Annotated in this window: 12 protein-coding genes; 6 read left to right on the top strand and 6 right to left on the bottom strand. The window is 71.4% G+C overall.

Features of this window, described 5'->3' with window-relative positions:
• Positions 1 to 45 precede the first annotated feature (45 nt).
• The 3 genes from HH310_RS02260 (at position 46) to HH310_RS02250 (ending at position 2122) form a co-directional block, all read left to right on the top strand.
• On the top strand, positions 46 to 486 hold the full coding sequence (locus tag HH310_RS02260) for a VOC family protein (RefSeq protein WP_312033763.1): 441 nt from the start codon (positions 46 to 48) through the stop codon (positions 484 to 486).
• 83 nt (positions 487 to 569) lie between these two features.
• Complete coding sequence (locus HH310_RS02255; protein ID WP_169173653.1) at positions 570 to 980, top strand: YciI family protein; 411 nt, start codon at positions 570 to 572, stop codon at positions 978 to 980.
• Positions 977 to 2122, top strand: coding sequence for an RNA polymerase sigma factor (locus tag HH310_RS02250; protein WP_169173652.1), 1146 nt, complete (start codon positions 977 to 979; stop codon positions 2120 to 2122). The genes HH310_RS02255 and HH310_RS02250 overlap by 4 nt, the downstream gene beginning before the upstream one ends.
• On the opposite strand, the gene HH310_RS02245 is transcribed toward HH310_RS02250, so the two are convergent.
• Positions 2079 to 3317 carry an MFS transporter gene (locus tag HH310_RS02245; protein ID WP_169173651.1) on the bottom strand — a complete coding sequence of 413 codons (1239 nt, stop codon included), beginning with the start codon at positions 3315 to 3317 and terminating at the stop codon, positions 2079 to 2081. The two genes, HH310_RS02250 and HH310_RS02245, sit on opposite strands and share 44 nt — an antisense overlap.
• Before the next feature lie 39 nt (positions 3318 to 3356).
• Here HH310_RS02245 and HH310_RS02240 point away from each other — a divergent pair, with 39 nt between their 5' ends.
• On the top strand, positions 3357 to 3950 hold the full coding sequence (locus HH310_RS02240; RefSeq protein WP_169173650.1) for a TetR/AcrR family transcriptional regulator: 594 nt from the start codon (positions 3357 to 3359) through the stop codon (positions 3948 to 3950).
• A 10-nt stretch (positions 3951 to 3960) separates the two neighbouring features.
• Here HH310_RS02240 and HH310_RS02235 read toward each other — a convergent pair whose 3' ends face one another.
• Genes HH310_RS02235 through HH310_RS02225 form a run of 3 tightly spaced genes read right to left on the bottom strand, consistent with a single transcriptional unit; the run spans position 3961 to position 7426 of the window.
• On the bottom strand, positions 3961 to 4536 hold the full coding sequence (locus tag HH310_RS02235) for a sugar O-acetyltransferase (protein ID WP_312033760.1): 576 nt from the start codon (positions 4534 to 4536) through the stop codon (positions 3961 to 3963).
• 2 nt (positions 4537 to 4538) lie between these two features.
• Complete coding sequence (locus HH310_RS02230) at positions 4539 to 7274, bottom strand: AAA family ATPase (protein ID WP_312033759.1); 2736 nt, start codon at positions 7272 to 7274, stop codon at positions 4539 to 4541.
• Positions 7241 to 7426: a hypothetical protein gene (locus tag HH310_RS02225; protein WP_169173649.1), complete on the bottom strand. Its 186-nt coding sequence runs from the start codon at positions 7424 to 7426 to the stop codon at positions 7241 to 7243. Before HH310_RS02225 ends, HH310_RS02230 begins: the two co-directional genes overlap by 34 nt.
• A 300-nt stretch (positions 7427 to 7726) precedes the next feature.
• Between HH310_RS02225 and HH310_RS02220 the strand changes: the two genes are divergently transcribed.
• A complete protein-coding gene (locus tag HH310_RS02220) occupies positions 7727 to 9637 on the top strand; it encodes a translation factor GTPase family protein (protein WP_248293558.1) in 1911 nt (636 codons plus the stop codon).
• On the opposite strand, the gene HH310_RS43500 is transcribed toward HH310_RS02220, so the two are convergent.
• Positions 9592 to 10257: a helix-turn-helix domain-containing protein gene (locus tag HH310_RS43500; protein ID WP_312033758.1), complete on the bottom strand. Its 666-nt coding sequence runs from the start codon at positions 10255 to 10257 to the stop codon at positions 9592 to 9594. The two genes, HH310_RS02220 and HH310_RS43500, sit on opposite strands and share 46 nt — an antisense overlap.
• Positions 10258 to 10406: 149 nt before the next feature.
• On the opposite strand from HH310_RS43500, the gene HH310_RS02215 reads away from it, so the two are divergent.
• Positions 10407 to 11792 (top strand): MFS transporter, encoded by a 1386-nt coding sequence (locus tag HH310_RS02215; RefSeq protein ID WP_169173648.1) that lies wholly within the window; start codon positions 10407 to 10409, stop codon positions 11790 to 11792.
• Between the two features lie 732 nt (positions 11793 to 12524).
• On the opposite strand, the gene HH310_RS45190 is transcribed toward HH310_RS02215, so the two are convergent.
• Positions 12525 to 13658, bottom strand: coding sequence for an MFS transporter (locus HH310_RS45190; RefSeq protein ID WP_169173647.1), 1134 nt, complete (start codon positions 13656 to 13658; stop codon positions 12525 to 12527).
• Positions 13659 to 13687 lie beyond the last annotated feature (29 nt).

Raw genomic sequence — 13687 nt, 5'->3', positions numbered from 1 at the left:
TACACCTGTGGCCACGACCGGCCGCGCGACCAAGAGGAGACCAGCGTGACGATTCGGCAGATGCACCATGTGAGCGTCGTCGTCGACGACCTTGCCGCCGCCATCGCGTTCTTTGCCGACCTCGGTATGGAGCTGGAGGGCCAGACGCCGATCGAGGGACCGTGGGCGGACCGGATCAACGGGCTCGAGGGCATCCGCGTCGACATCGCGATGATGCGCACCGCGGACGGCCAGGGCCGGCTGGAGCTGACGAAGTTTCACCACCCGGCGGTGATCAGCCCCGAGCCGAAGAACGCGCTCGGCAACACGCTGGGCCTGCGTTCGGTCATGTTCGTCGTCGATGACATCGACGCCATGGTCGCCGGTCTGCGGTCCCGCGGCGTGGAGCTCATCGGAGAGGTCGTGCAATATGCCGACATCTACCGCCTCTGCTACGTGCGCGGACCCGAGGGGATCATCGTGGCGCTGTCCGAGGAACTTGGCTGACCGCGCGATGTCGAGAATCCGCTCGCGGTTCCGTCCCAGGAGCGACAAGGCAACAATCAGCCCGTACGCCTAAGGAGAACGTGATGGCCAAGTACCTGCTTCTCAAGCACTACCGTGGTGGCCACGCCCCAGCCGTGGAGATCCCGCCGATGGATCAGTGGACGCCGGCGGAGGTCGACGCGCACATGCAGTTCATGCACGACTTCGGTGCCCGCCTGGAGAAGGCGGGCGAGTTCGCCGACGCCCAGGCGCTGGCTCCCGGGGGCGCGTTCGTGCGCTACGACGGGGAGGGCCGGCCGCCGGTGACCGACGGGCCGTTCGCCGAGACCAAGGACCTGATCGCCGGCTGGTACGTGATCGACGTCGAGTCGTGGGACCGCGCGGTCGAGCTGGCGGGGGAGCTGTCGGCGGCGCCGGGTCCGGGCGGGAAGCCGATCTTCGAGTGGCTCGAGGTCCGGCCGTTCCTCGGCGGGTCGGCCACGGCCACCGAGTGAACGAGTCGCAGCTGCGGGACCTCGTACCCGCGGTGATCGGTGTCCTCGTCCGTCGCGGAGCTGACTTCGCGGCGGCCGAGGACGCCGTGCAGGACGCCCTGGTCGAGGCCGTACGCGTGTGGCCGGACGATCCGCCCCGGGACGCCAAGGGCTGGCTGCTCACCGTGTCCTGGCGCAAGTACGTGGACGCCGCCCGCGCCGACACCTCCCGGCGGCGACGCGAGGAACGCCTCGACGGCGAGCCCACGCCCGGACCGGTCGGCGCGGTGGACGACACGCTGCGGCTGTACTTCCTGTGCGCGCACCCGTCGCTCACCCCGGCGTCGGCCGTGGCGCTGACGCTGCGCGCGGTCGGCGGGCTGACCACGCGGCAGATCGCGCAGGCGTACCTGGTGCCCGAGGCGACCATGGCCCAGCGGATCAGCCGGGCCAAGCGGACCGTCGCGGGCGTCCGGTTCCACCAGCCCGGCGACCTCGGCACCGTGCTGCGGGTGCTCTACCTGGTCTTCAACGAGGGCTACTCGGGCGACGTCGACCTCGCCGCCGAGGCGATCCGGCTGACCCGCCAGCTCGCCGCCCTGGCCGACCTCGAGGAGGTGGCCGGCCTGCTCGCGCTCATGCTGCTGCACCACGCGCGGCGCCCAGCCCGGACCCGCGCCGACGGCAGCCTCGTGCCGCTCGCCGAGCAGGACCGCGGAATGTGGGACACCCGCATGATCGCCGAGGGCGTGGACGTGCTCCAGACGGCGCTGGCCCGCGATCGGCTCGGGGAGTTCCAGTGCCAGGCGGCCATCGCGGCGCTGCACGCCGACGCGCAGACGGCCGAGGAGACCGACTGGGTGCAGATCGTCGAGTGGTACGACGAGCTGCTGCGGCTCACCGGCAACCCGGTGGCCCGGCTCAACCGGGCCGTCGCCGTGGGGGAGGCCGACGGTGCGCGGGCCGGGCTGACGGCCCTCGCCGGGATCGATTCGTCGCTGCCGCGCTACGCCGCCGCTGCCGCGTATCTGCATGAGCGCGACGGTGACCTGCTCAGTGCGGCGCGGCTCTACGCGGAGGCGGCGCGGTCAGCGCCGAATGTGCCGGAACGTGATCACCTCACCCGACAGGCAGCGCGGCTGAACGCTCGGCTGCGGAGCTGACCGGCAGCCGGCGGCGCGGCTGCAGGACGCCGGCCAGGACGATGACCAGCAGACCGGCGGCCGGGACGACGAGCAGGCCGGCGCGCAGGCTGGTGGCGTCGGCGACCGCGCCGACCACCGGCGGGGACAGCAGGAACCCCAGGCGCATCAGCCAGGAGACGACGGTCAGGCCGGTGCCGGGCCGCAGGCCGGGCAGTTCGTCGGCCTCGTGCATGGCGGCGGGCACGAGGGTGGCGACACCGAAGCCGGCGGCGGCGAAGCCGAGGATCGTGCCGGGGACGGTCGGTACGGCCAAGGCCAGGCCCATGCCCGCGGCCACGATGAGACCGCCGGTGCGGGCGACCAGGCGCTGGCCGAACCGGTCGACGAGCCGGTCGCCGATCAGGCGGCCGATGAACTGGGCGCCGACCAGCGTGATGTAACCCCAGGCGGCGGTCGCGGCGGCGGTGTGCAGCGAGCCGGAGAGGTAGACGGCGGCCCACGAGTTGCCGGCGTCCTCGACGAGGGTGCCGCCGATGGCGATGAGCACCAGAGCGCCGACCATCAGCCAGATCCGGGGGCCGAGCAGCGCGGTGCGGGCGGTGTCGGCGCGGGTTTGGAGCGGCGCCGTTTCGGTGCCGGGCGTTTCGGGGCCGGGCAGGCAGAAGCGCAGGGCCACCAGCGCGACGACCCCGAACAGCACGCCGGAGATGCTCAGGTGCACCCCGAGCGGCAGGTCGAGCGCGATCGCGGCGGCGGCCATCGCGCCGCCGGTGACCGCGCCGACCGACCAGATCGCGTGGAACGAGTTGATGATCGAGCGCCCGTAGTGTCGCTGGACCCGCAGGCCGTGCGCGTTCTGCGCCACGTCGGTGATCGCGTCCATCGAGCCCGCCAGGAACAGTGCCGCGGCGAACACGGCCACCGCCGGGGCGAGGCCGGCCGCGAGGACCCCGGCGGCGGTCAGCAGGGTGCCGGCGACGGCCACCTTCGCGGACCCGAACCGCCGGACCAGGATGCCGGCCGCCATCCCGGCGACGATCGCGCCGGTCGGGAACGCGGCGATCGACAGCCCGTACGCGGCGTTGCTGAGCCCCAGGCCGGCCTTGATCTGCGGGTAGCGCGGGATCAGGTTCGCGAACAGCGCGCCATTCGTGAAGAACAGCGCCGCCACCGCGACACGCGCGCGCCGGAGGTCGAGGGTCTGCTGGCTCATGCGTACGATCGTACACATAGGGAGTGTACGATCGTACGCATGGAGGAAGTTGTGCCGTATTCCACAGCACCGGCCCGCACCCGGCGCAACGATCCCGGCCGCCGCGACCGGATCATCGACGCCTGCCTGGACGTGATCGCCGAGTCCGGGGTCGCCGGCGCCTCACACCGCCGGGTCGCCGCCGCCGCGGGCGTGCCGCTGGGCTCGATGACCTACCACTTCGCCGGCATGGACGAGCTGCTGGTCGAGGCGTTCACCCGGTTCGCGCGCGGCGTCAGCGACCAGTTCGAGCAGCGCATGACCGCCGCGACGGACGTCGACTCGGCCCGCCGGGCGGTCGCCGACCTCATCACCCGCGACGTGTTCGGCAGCCAGCGCGACCTGGTGCTCACCCACGAGCTGTACACGCTGGCCTCGCGCGAGCCGGCGTACCGGGTGATCACCAACGCGTGGATGACCCGCAGCCGCGCCGCGCTCGAACGCCATTTCGACCCGGTCACCGCGCAGATGCTCGACGCGCTCATCGAGGGGCTGACCATTCACCGTGCCCTCGACACCAAGCCGCAGGACCCGGCCCTGGTCCGCACCGCCATCGAACGCATCACGGCCCTGCGGTCCGACACCCGGACCTGACGCTCCGGCGTCAGTCGATGCTCCGCACCACCCGGGCCGGGTTGCCCACCGCGACCACGTTCGCCGGCAGATCACGGGTGACCACCGCCCCCGCGCCCACCACGGTGTTCTCCCCGATCGTCACCCCCGGCAGCACGATCGCGCCGCTGCCCAGCCACACGTTGTCGCCGATGACGATCGGCTCGGCCGCCTCCCACTTGGCGCGCCGCAGCCCCGGATCGATCGGGTGGGTCGGCGTCAGCAACTGGACGTTCGTGCCGATCTGCACGTCGGCGCCGATCGAGATCGGCGCGACATCCAGCGCGATCAGCCCGAAATTGGCGAACGTCCCCGCACCGATCCGGATGTGACTGCCGTAGTCGACCCGCAGCGGCGGCCGGATCTCCACGCCCTCGCCCACCTCGCCGAGCAACTCGGTCAGCAGCCGGCGGCGCTGCTCCGGGTCGCGGGCCGACGTGGCGTTGAACGCGTCCGTCAGGTCCATCGCCCGCAGGCTCTGCGCGGCGAGCTCCGGATCGTCCGCGATGTAGAGGTCGCCCGCGAGCATCCGCTCCCGCATGGATCGACCGTCGGTTTCCGAGACCACGGCTATGAACCTAGTAGGTCGCCGACCTCGGTCCTCGACGAGACGCCCAACTTGCGCAGGATGTTCGAGACGTGCACGGCGGCGGTCTTCGGGGAGATGTAAAGGCGCCGGGCCAGCTCGGTGTTGGTCAGCCCGTCGCTGATCAGCAACGCCACCTCGCGCTCGCGCGGCGTCAGCGCGGCCGGGCCGGTGACCGCGTCCGGCGCGTCGAGTGGGGCCATCCCTAATCGGGCGCGGACCTGGGCCAGCTGGGCCACCCGCCAGCCCTCCCACTCGGCCAGCAGGGACGCGGCCGCCTCGACGTGCACGGTGGCTTCCGCGCGGCGATCCGCGGCGAGCAGGCAGCGGGCGGCGCCGACGCGTACGGTGCCCCGGGTTGGGGGGTTGAGAACGTGTGCCTCGATGATGGACAGATAGCCGGCCAGGGCCTCGGCGTGCCGGCCGCGCGCCTCCGCCAGCTGGGCGTCGACGAGGGTGCGGAAGGCGTCCCAGACGTCGGCGTCGAGCAGCGCGACGGCCATCTGGTCGAGCCGCGGCATCGGCAGGCCGACCTCCAGCGCGGCGGAGATCAGGTCGTGCGCCTGTTCGCCCGCGCGCCAGGTCTGCTCGTCCAGGGCCGCGATGAGCTCGTCCAGGGTCGACTCGGCGCGGGGCAGGTCGCCGCGGCGGCAGGCGAGGTGGAACGCGAGGCCGGGGATCGTGGTCGGCGGGTTGTCGGGCAGTGCCGCCAGGTCGCCGATGAGCTCCTCGACCCGGTCCAGCTCGCCGGCCTCCAGGTAGAGGCCCGCTAAGAAGACCCCGTGATAGTCGGCCCAGCGGCCCGGTCGCCGGTAGCTGATGTCCTGCTCGCGGCCCGCCTCCAGCGCCCCGATCGCGGCCCGCAGGTCGCCGGCCCGCATCGCCAGCCGGGCCCGGCCCTGGAAATAGCTGGCCGCCGCGAGCGACTCGAAACCGGCGCGCTCGGCGTCGATCCGCATCCGTTCCAGGATCTCGGCGTGCTCGATCGGCGAGGCGGGCGGCTCGCCCTGCACCAGGTTCTGCAATGCGCGAGCGGCCAGCACCCACTCGCCCGCCTTCTCGGCGTCGTCGATGAGCGCGGACAGGATGTCCCGGCCCTCGGCGACGGTCTGCGGCCGTTCCAGCAGCACCAAGCCCTTTTCCAGCAGCGCGGCGAGCCGGACGACCGGCAGATCGAACTCGTCCGCCAGCGCGATCGCGCGATCGGACCAGAGCAGCGCCGCATCGAACTCGTCGCGCAGCGAGGTGGACTGCGCGATCGCGGTCATCGCCCGCGCCTGGGCGGCACCCGGCGGCAGCTCCGCGATCAGGGTCTCGATGTGGTGCGTCAGCTCGCGCATCTCGTCGGTGAGCCGGGACTCCCACGCGATGCGGACCAGCAGGTACAGCGCCTCGGCCCGGTCGGTCGCGCTGCCGGCGAGGTCGCGCCACCGGCGGCCGTAGCGCAGCGCGTCGTCCAGCAGGCCGACCAGCCACGCCGCCCGGGCCGCGGCGCCCAGCAGGCCGGGGTCGTCGGGCATCTCGTCGAGGCCCATCTCGGCCAGCTGCAACGCCTGGTACGGCGAGCCGATGGAGAGGTAGAGCGCGGTGCCGCTGCGCGCCGCGGCGATCATGTCGTCGTACCGGCCGGCGCCGCGTGCGTGGTGCGCCACCATGGCCGGGTCGGAGGCGCCGGCGCGCAGCAGCACCTCCAGTGCCGCCTCGTGCAGCCGGCGGCGCTGGCGGCCCAGCATCTGACCGGCGATCGCCTCGCGGACCAGCGCGTGCCGGAACGCGAACTCGTCCTCGCCGGACTCGACCAGCACACCCCGGGTGACCAGGTCGCGCAGCACCGCGATGAGCTCCTCCTCGCGGGCGTCGGTGACGTCGGCGAGCAGGTCGAACGGGATGCGGTGGCCGAGCACCGTGGCGGCCTCGAGAATGCGGTGGCTGACCGGGTCGAGGTCGTCGACCTGGCGGCGCAACACGTCCGCGAGGCTCCACGGCAGCGGCTGGTCGACCAGCGCCTCCAGGTCGTGGCCGGGCAGCGCGCGGAGCAGCTCCTCCAGGAAGAACGGGTTGCCGCCGGTGCGCTGGTGCAGAGCGGTTGCGGCGCGCAGCGGAGCCGGGGCGCCGGTGGCCGCCGCGAGCAACGCCGCGGTCTGCGCCGGGGTCAGGCGATCAAGGTGGACATGGGTGACGGCGTGCCGGCGCTCCATCCGGGCCAGCAGGCCGGCCACCGGCTGGCGCAGCGTCACCTCGTCCGGCCGGTACGTGCCGATGAGCAGCCGCGGCCCGCTCTGGTCGGCGATCCGCTCGAACAGCGCCGCGCTCTCCGAGTCGGCCCAATGGAGATCCTCGAAGACGATGACCGCGGGGGAGTCGCCGATCAGGTCGGCCAGCAGGGTGAGCCCGGTGTGCAGCCGCTCGACCGGGCTGCGCCGCGCGTCCGCGAGCGCCGCCAGCTGCTCCTCGTCGACCCCGGGGCGGCCGTCGATCGCGTCCAGCAGCACCTCGTACGGGCGGGACAGCGAACCCGGCTCGGCCTGGCCGACCAGCACCACCGTGCCCGCCGGGACGGCCCGCAGCAGCTCGTGCACCAGCCTGGTCTTCCCGATCCCGGGCTCGCCCGCGATGATCGCGACCGCCGGCTCACGTGCCGAAGCGAGCCGCGCCAATCGGCGCAGCTCGCTGTCTCGCCCGATCATCATCGGGCTGGCACCACCGCGGAGGGTTCGCACGCCGCCAGGGTACCGGTGGGCTGCCCGCGAACCCGACGGGCTTTGCGGGCTCGCCGGGCGCTGGCGAGCAGCCGCTCCCGCTGACCGTCGGCGATCATCTCGCGGTGGCGGTCGTAGGCGATGGCGAGCATGAGGTCCGGGTACATCGACATGGCCTGTCTCCCTGCTTTCCGTTTCGCGTTCCGTTCGATGAGTCAATCTTCGGTCGGCGAGGGAGCTGTCACATCGGCAGCGATTACCTATATTCGCTGGTCAGAAGGGTTTAGGCGGGTCGTGGACGGGTCTAGGTATACCTAGGCCGCCGAGACTGGGTCATGCGGTTCGGAAATCGGTCGCCCGCCGCCGGGCCGCGTGCTTAGCTGACCGGAACTGCTGCCGAACCCGAGGAGTCCGCATGCGTCCAGCCGTCATGTCTCTCGAAAACCTGTCCCTTGGTTCGAAGGATGTGGCTGTTGTCGCGCACACTCAATCTCGGCATTCTGGCGCACGTCGACGCCGGTAAGACGACACTGACCGAACGCCTGCTGTACGAGGCGGGCGCCATCGGCGCGATCGGGCGCGTCGACGACGGGACGACGCTGACCGATTCGCTCGATCTGGAACGCCGGCGCGGCATCACCATCCGCTCGGCGGTCGCCTCGCTGGTCATCGGCGACGTGTCGGTCAACATCATCGACACGCCCGGGCACCCCGACTTCATCGCGGAGGTGGACCGGGTGCTCGGCGTGCTCGACGGCGCGGTGCTGGTGGTCTCCGCGGTGGAAGGCGTGCAGCCGCAGACCCGGGTGCTCATGCGGGCGCTGCGGCGGCTGCGCGTGCCGACGGTGATGTTCATCAACAAGATCGACCGCGGTGGTGCCGACGTGGCGGCGGTGCTGCGCGAAATTCAACGGCGTTTAGGCGTACGGGCGGTGCCGTTGACTGAAGCAAGCGCCGCCGGGACGCGCGCGGCTGCCGTCGCCAAGGCCGCGCCGGACGGGCTGATCGACGCGCTCGCCGACGATGACGAGGCGCTCTTCGCGGCGTACGTGGCCGACTCCGCACGGGTGACCCCGGACCGGCTGTGGGCGGCGCTGGCCGAGCAGACGGCGAAGTCGCTCGTGTGCCCCGTCTATGCCGGCTCGGCGATGACCGGCGTGGGCACCGCCGAGTTGATGGACGGGCTGGTCAGCCTGCTGCCGGTGGCCGAACCGGACGATCACGGGCCGGGTGCCGGCCGCATCTTCAAGATCGAGCGAGGTGCCGCCGGCGAAAAGATTGCTTACGTACGGATGTTCTCGGGCGCTTTGCAGGTACGCGATCGGGTGCGCGACGACGCCGACAAGGTCACCGGGATCAGCGTCTTCGAGCGCGGCGCGTGGGTGCGCCGGAGCACCGTTCGAGCGGGGGACATCGGCAAGCTGTCCGGACTCGCGCACGTCCGGGTCGGCGAGGCGATCGGCTCCTCGGCGCAAGACGCGGCACCGCACCACTTCGCGCCGCCGACGCTCGAAGCCCGCATCACTCCCGACCGGCACGACCAGCACGTCGCGCTGCGGGCCGCGCTGGCGCAGCTCGTCGAGCAGGACCCACTCATCAACATCCGCTCCGAACCGTCCGGTGAGCTGTCCGTGTCGCTCTACGGGGAGGTCCAGAAGGAGGTCATCCAGGCGACGCTCGCCGCCGACTACGGCATCGCGGTGACGTTCCGCGAGACCAGCCCGCTCTACATCGAGCGGCCGGTCGGCGTCGGTGCGGCGGAGGAGATCCTGAACAGCCCGACCAACCCGTTCCACGCCGCGATCGGTCTGCGCGTCGAACCGGCCTCGGGTTTCGCGTTCCGTCTCGACGTCGATTACCAGTCGGTGCCGCTGTACGTCTACCGCAACGTGGACGAGTTCGCGGCGGCGATGCAGGAGTACGTGCGGGCCGCGCTCGGCGAGGGGCTGTACGGCTGGCAGGTGAACGACTGCCTGGTCACCATGATCAGCAGCAACTACAGCATCGCGGACGGGCCGCCGTCGCGGCGCGGGCCCCTCGCGACCGCCGCCGACTTCCGCAAGCTGACGCCGCTGGTGCTGATGCGGGCGTTGCGGCAGGCCGGCACCCGCGTGTGCGAGCCGATGTCCCGGGCGCGGATCGACGCGCCGGCGACGAGTCTGGGAAGCGTCCTGGGGATGCTCGCCCGGCACGGCGCGGTGATTCACGGGCAGTCGGTGCACGACGGAAGCGTCAGCGTCGAGGCCGATCTGCCGGCCGACCGGCTGCCCGGGGTGCAACGGGCGCTGCCGCCCGTGACGAACGGCGACGGGGTGCTCGAGTCGGCGTTCGCGGGGTATCAGCCGGTGCGCGGCGAACCGCCGTCGCGACGGCGGACCCGCTGAATCGGCGCCGGGTCCAGCAGGGCGTGGCGGGCCGCGCCGGCCAGCCACGGTTGCGCCTCGTCGAAGCTCCAGCCGCGGTCGCCGACCAGGGTGAACCAGGCCGACTGGCCGAGGTGGAACCACAGCAGGTCCAGCGCGCGCTCCGGGGTCAGGCCGGGGGCGAGGGCGGTCAGGTCGGTCAGGCGGTCGACGACGGTTCGCAGCGCGGCCAGGTAGGCGGTTACCGCGTCGTGGTGGACCTGCCGGGCCGCGGGTTCGGCGGGCGCGTGGCGGAACAGCCCGTACAGCATGTCCCAGTGCAGCTCGTTGGCCCGGCGGGTGCCGTCCGCGGTGCGGTCGATGACCTCGCCGGGATCGTTCGTGGCGGCGACGGCGGTGAGGGTCTCGTCGAGGATCGGGCTGCCGATGGCCGGCTGCAGCAGCGCCGCCAGGATCGCGGCCTTGCTGCCGACGCTGACATACACCGTCTGGATGGCGACGCGGGCGCCCTTGGCGATGTCACTCACCGGGACGTCGGCGTAGCCGCGCTCCAGGAACATCGCGCGGGCGCTGGCCAAGATCGCAGCGCGGGTGGCCCGCGCCGCGTCGGCGCGCCGTGGGGAGTGATAACTGCTGGTCACAAGGTTTGTACCTTACCTCACAGGTGAAGTCTCACTATTGGCTAGAGAGGCTTCTAATGGATAGTCTCGCATCATGTCTTTGGAAACACATCTTCCGAGTCGGGGCATCCATGTCGGGAAGCGGTAGGGCCGCGCGCCTGATATTTCCGGTGCTGATCCTCAGCGCCTTCTCGTTCTCGATCATCCAGTCGCTCGTCTCGCCGGTGCTGCCGGAGATCCAGCGCGAACTGCACACCTCGCAGAGCACGGTCACCTGGATCATCACCGCGTACCTGCTGTCCGCCTCGATCGTCACGCCCATCCTGGGCCGGCTCGGTGACCGGATCGGCAAGGACAAGGTCCTGTTCGTCTCGTTGATCGTGCTGGCCGTCGGACTGGCGGTGTCGGCGGTCGCCCCCAACATCGGCGTGATGCTCGTGGGCCGGGTCATCCAGGGGTTCGGCGGCGGCATCTTCCCGCTGGCCTTCGGCATCGTCCGTGACGAGATGCCCCGCGACCGGGTCGCCGGCGTGGTCGGCGTCCTCGCCTCGCTGCTGGCGGTCGGCCTCGGTCTCGGCGCGGTGCTGGCCGGTCCGGTCGTCGACGCCGTGAACTACCGGGCGCTGTTCTGGATGCCCATGATCCTGGTGATCATCGCGGCCGTCACGGCGTATTTCGTGATCCCGCCGTCGCCGACGCGCAGCGCGGGTCAGTTCAGCTGGCTCGCCTCGGTGCTGCTCGGGGCGTGGCTGGTCCTGCTGCTCGTGCCGCTGAGCGAGGCGTCCACGTGGGGGTGGACCTCCACACGCGTACTGGGAATGCTCTTTGCCGCCCTTGTTCTTCTGATCGTCTGGATCGTGGTCGAGGCGAAGGTGGCGAACCCGCTCATCGACATGCGCATGATGCGCCTGCCCGGGGTGTGGACGACCAACCTGGTGTCGATGCTGTTCGGGGCGTCCATGTACGGCCTGATCGGCTTCCTGCCGGCGTTTCTGCAGACCCCGTCGGCGGCCGGCTACGGGTTCGGGGCGAGCATCACCAAGGCCGGCCTGCTGATGCTGCCGATGAGCGTGACCATGTTCCTGTCCGGGGTGTCCACGCCCCGCCTCGTGCACCGGCTCGGCGCCAAGTGGATCCTGGCCGGCGCCACGATCATCGCGCTGGTGTCGTTCGTGATCCTCGTCGCGGCGCACGACCGCGAGTGGGAGATCCTGCTCGCGATGGCTGTGCTCGGGGTGCGGTTCGGGGCGGCCTTCGCCACCATGTCCAATGTGATCGTTTCGGCGGTGCCGCCGCACCAGACCGGGGTGGCGAACGGGATGAACACGAACATCCGCAGCATTGGCGGGGCGATCGGCGCCGCGGTGATGGCGAGCATCGTCAGCGGGCACACCATGGTTAGCGGCCTGCCTACGGAGGAGGGTTACACGTACGGCTTCACGGCGCTCGGCATCGCAACGGCGGGAGCGGCGGTGGCGGCCTTTCTGGTGCCTCGGCATCACCAGCACGTCGAGGAGGAGGAAGCTTCATCGCCGGCGTACGCCGAGGCGTCCTAGATGGATTTCCTTCGGGCGCCGGAGTGTCGGTGTGGCTGGGTCGCTACTCGCTGAGCATGTCGGGTTGGTGGTCGAGGTGGGCATACGCTCGGGGAACGCAGCCCACACCGTGGTAACGGCTCCCCATAGGGTTTTTGTCACCCTTTAGGTGGCCGGGATAGTCGTCGCGGTGGCCGGCGGTCTGTTCGTGGGCTGGCAGCGGCCTGTTCGCGGGTCGGTTGCGATCTGCTCACGGCCGCCGGCGGTCTGTTCGCGGGTCGGCAGCGGCCTGTTCGCCAGTCGCCGGTCTGTTCGCGGGTCGGGCGGTCCCACTATGTGGATTCCGCGGCCACATCGTGGATTTTTGTGAACCTTGGAGAGTTGCGCCCACATATGAGCCATAACTCTCCAAGGTCCACATCCGCCATGAAAAACCCGCCGGGCAAAAGGCGTATTTCAAGCCAGAAGCATCGTCCATGATGGACGGGAGTCCCACATCGCGGACGCCGAGTCCAGGACGTGGCCGCTGGTCTCAGCTGGTGGCCGCCAGTCCCACATAATGGGCGCGCCCCGCGCCCCGCGCCCCGCGCCCCGCGCCCCGCGCCCCGCGCCCCGCGCCCCGCGCCCCGCGCCCCGCGCCCCCGCCCGCGTCCTGGGCAACGCGCCTACGCCCCGCGCGTACCTTTCAACGCCACCAATGACCGAAATATCGGATATGTGCTGACAAGAGCGCCGCCTCGGTGATCGGCGGCGTCACCGGGCGGGCACCAGAGCTCGCCGCCCGCTCCCGGCCGTGAAAGCCACCCCGCCCAGCCCGGCCACCACCGCGCAGAGCAACAGCGTCGTGCGGTAGCCATAGTGCTCGATCGCGGCGCCGGACAGGATGCCGGAGACCAGCAGGCCGGCCGTGCAGGCGTTGGCGAACAGCGTGGTGGCGCGGCCGGTCGCCGGGGCGAGCAGGTCCTGGAAGTAGCGGATGCCGGCACCGGCCACGACCGCGATCCCGACGGCACGGAAAACCTGGGCGACCACCAGCATCATCATGTTCGACGACACCACCGTCAGGGCGTAATACGCGACGAACGAGCCGAAGCCGCCGAGGATCAGGGCCCGCTGACTGATCCGGGTCGGGACCGCGGCCAGCCCGAGCGTCGCCACCACCTCGACCGCGGCGCACACGCTGAAGAGCACGCCGACCGCCGCGGGTGGCTGGTGCAGGACCCGGGTGACGAACAACGGCACCGCCAGGCCACCCGCGCACAACGCCGTGAAGAACAGGGTGACACCGACGATGAGCAGCACCGGGGCGCCGCCCGGCGACTCACCCGCCGGCACGGCGACGGACCCCGGCCGCGGCACGACGAACACGCTCAGCGCGGCCACGAGAAACACCACGGCGGCCGTCGCGAACAGACCGGAGTACCCGCCGCGGGACAGCACGAGCGCGCCCAGCAACGGCCCGACCGCCCACGCCAGCGACCAGGCCGCGCGCAAAACCGGAGCGGAACGCTGCCCGGCGGTGCCCTCACCCAGCACGGCACGGGCCAGCGAGAAATACTGCGGGAAGGCCGCGCCCATCGCCCCGAGCACGGTGCCCGCCATCAGGAGCAGCACCGGGAAGCTCGTGACCCGGGCCAGCAGCAGGTAGCCCGCCGAGCCCAGCAGGGTCACGACAATCGCGTACGCGCGGGTCGGCCGCCGGTCGAACAGCCGGCCCAGCCACCAGCCGATAATGATACCGGCGAGGGCGTACACCGAGGACCACACGCCGATCTGCAGCGGCGACAACCGGGCGACGTCGGCGCCGAACAGGACGATGTACGAGTTGACCATCGAATCCGCGATGCCGAGCAGGAGGACGGCGGCGAAGAGGACGAAAAGGGGCACGTGGTCTTCGTACCGGTCCGATGTGTCCG

The sequence above is a fragment of the Actinoplanes sp. TBRC 11911 genome (assembly GCF_012933445.1).
In the GTDB taxonomy this organism is placed as follows: Bacteria; Actinomycetota; Actinomycetes; order Mycobacteriales; family Micromonosporaceae; genus Actinoplanes.
Note: the sequence above shows the minus strand (reverse complement) of the source record. Positions and strands in the feature narration are given on the sequence as shown.

Excerpts from the sequence above, each read along its gene's own strand:
- HH310_RS02240 (WP_169173650.1), top strand. The coding sequence starts at position 3,357 with ATGGAGGAAGTTGTGCCGTATTCCACAGCACCGGCCCGCACCCGGCGC.
- HH310_RS02255 (WP_169173653.1), top strand. The coding sequence starts at position 570 with ATGGCCAAGTACCTGCTTCTCAAGCACTACCGTGGTGGCCACGCCCCA.
- HH310_RS02225 (WP_169173649.1), bottom strand. The coding sequence starts at position 7,426 with ATGTCGATGTACCCGGACCTCATGCTCGCCATCGCCTACGACCGCCAC.
- HH310_RS02245 (WP_169173651.1), bottom strand. The coding sequence starts at position 3,317 with ATGAGCCAGCAGACCCTCGACCTCCGGCGCGCGCGTGTCGCGGTGGCG.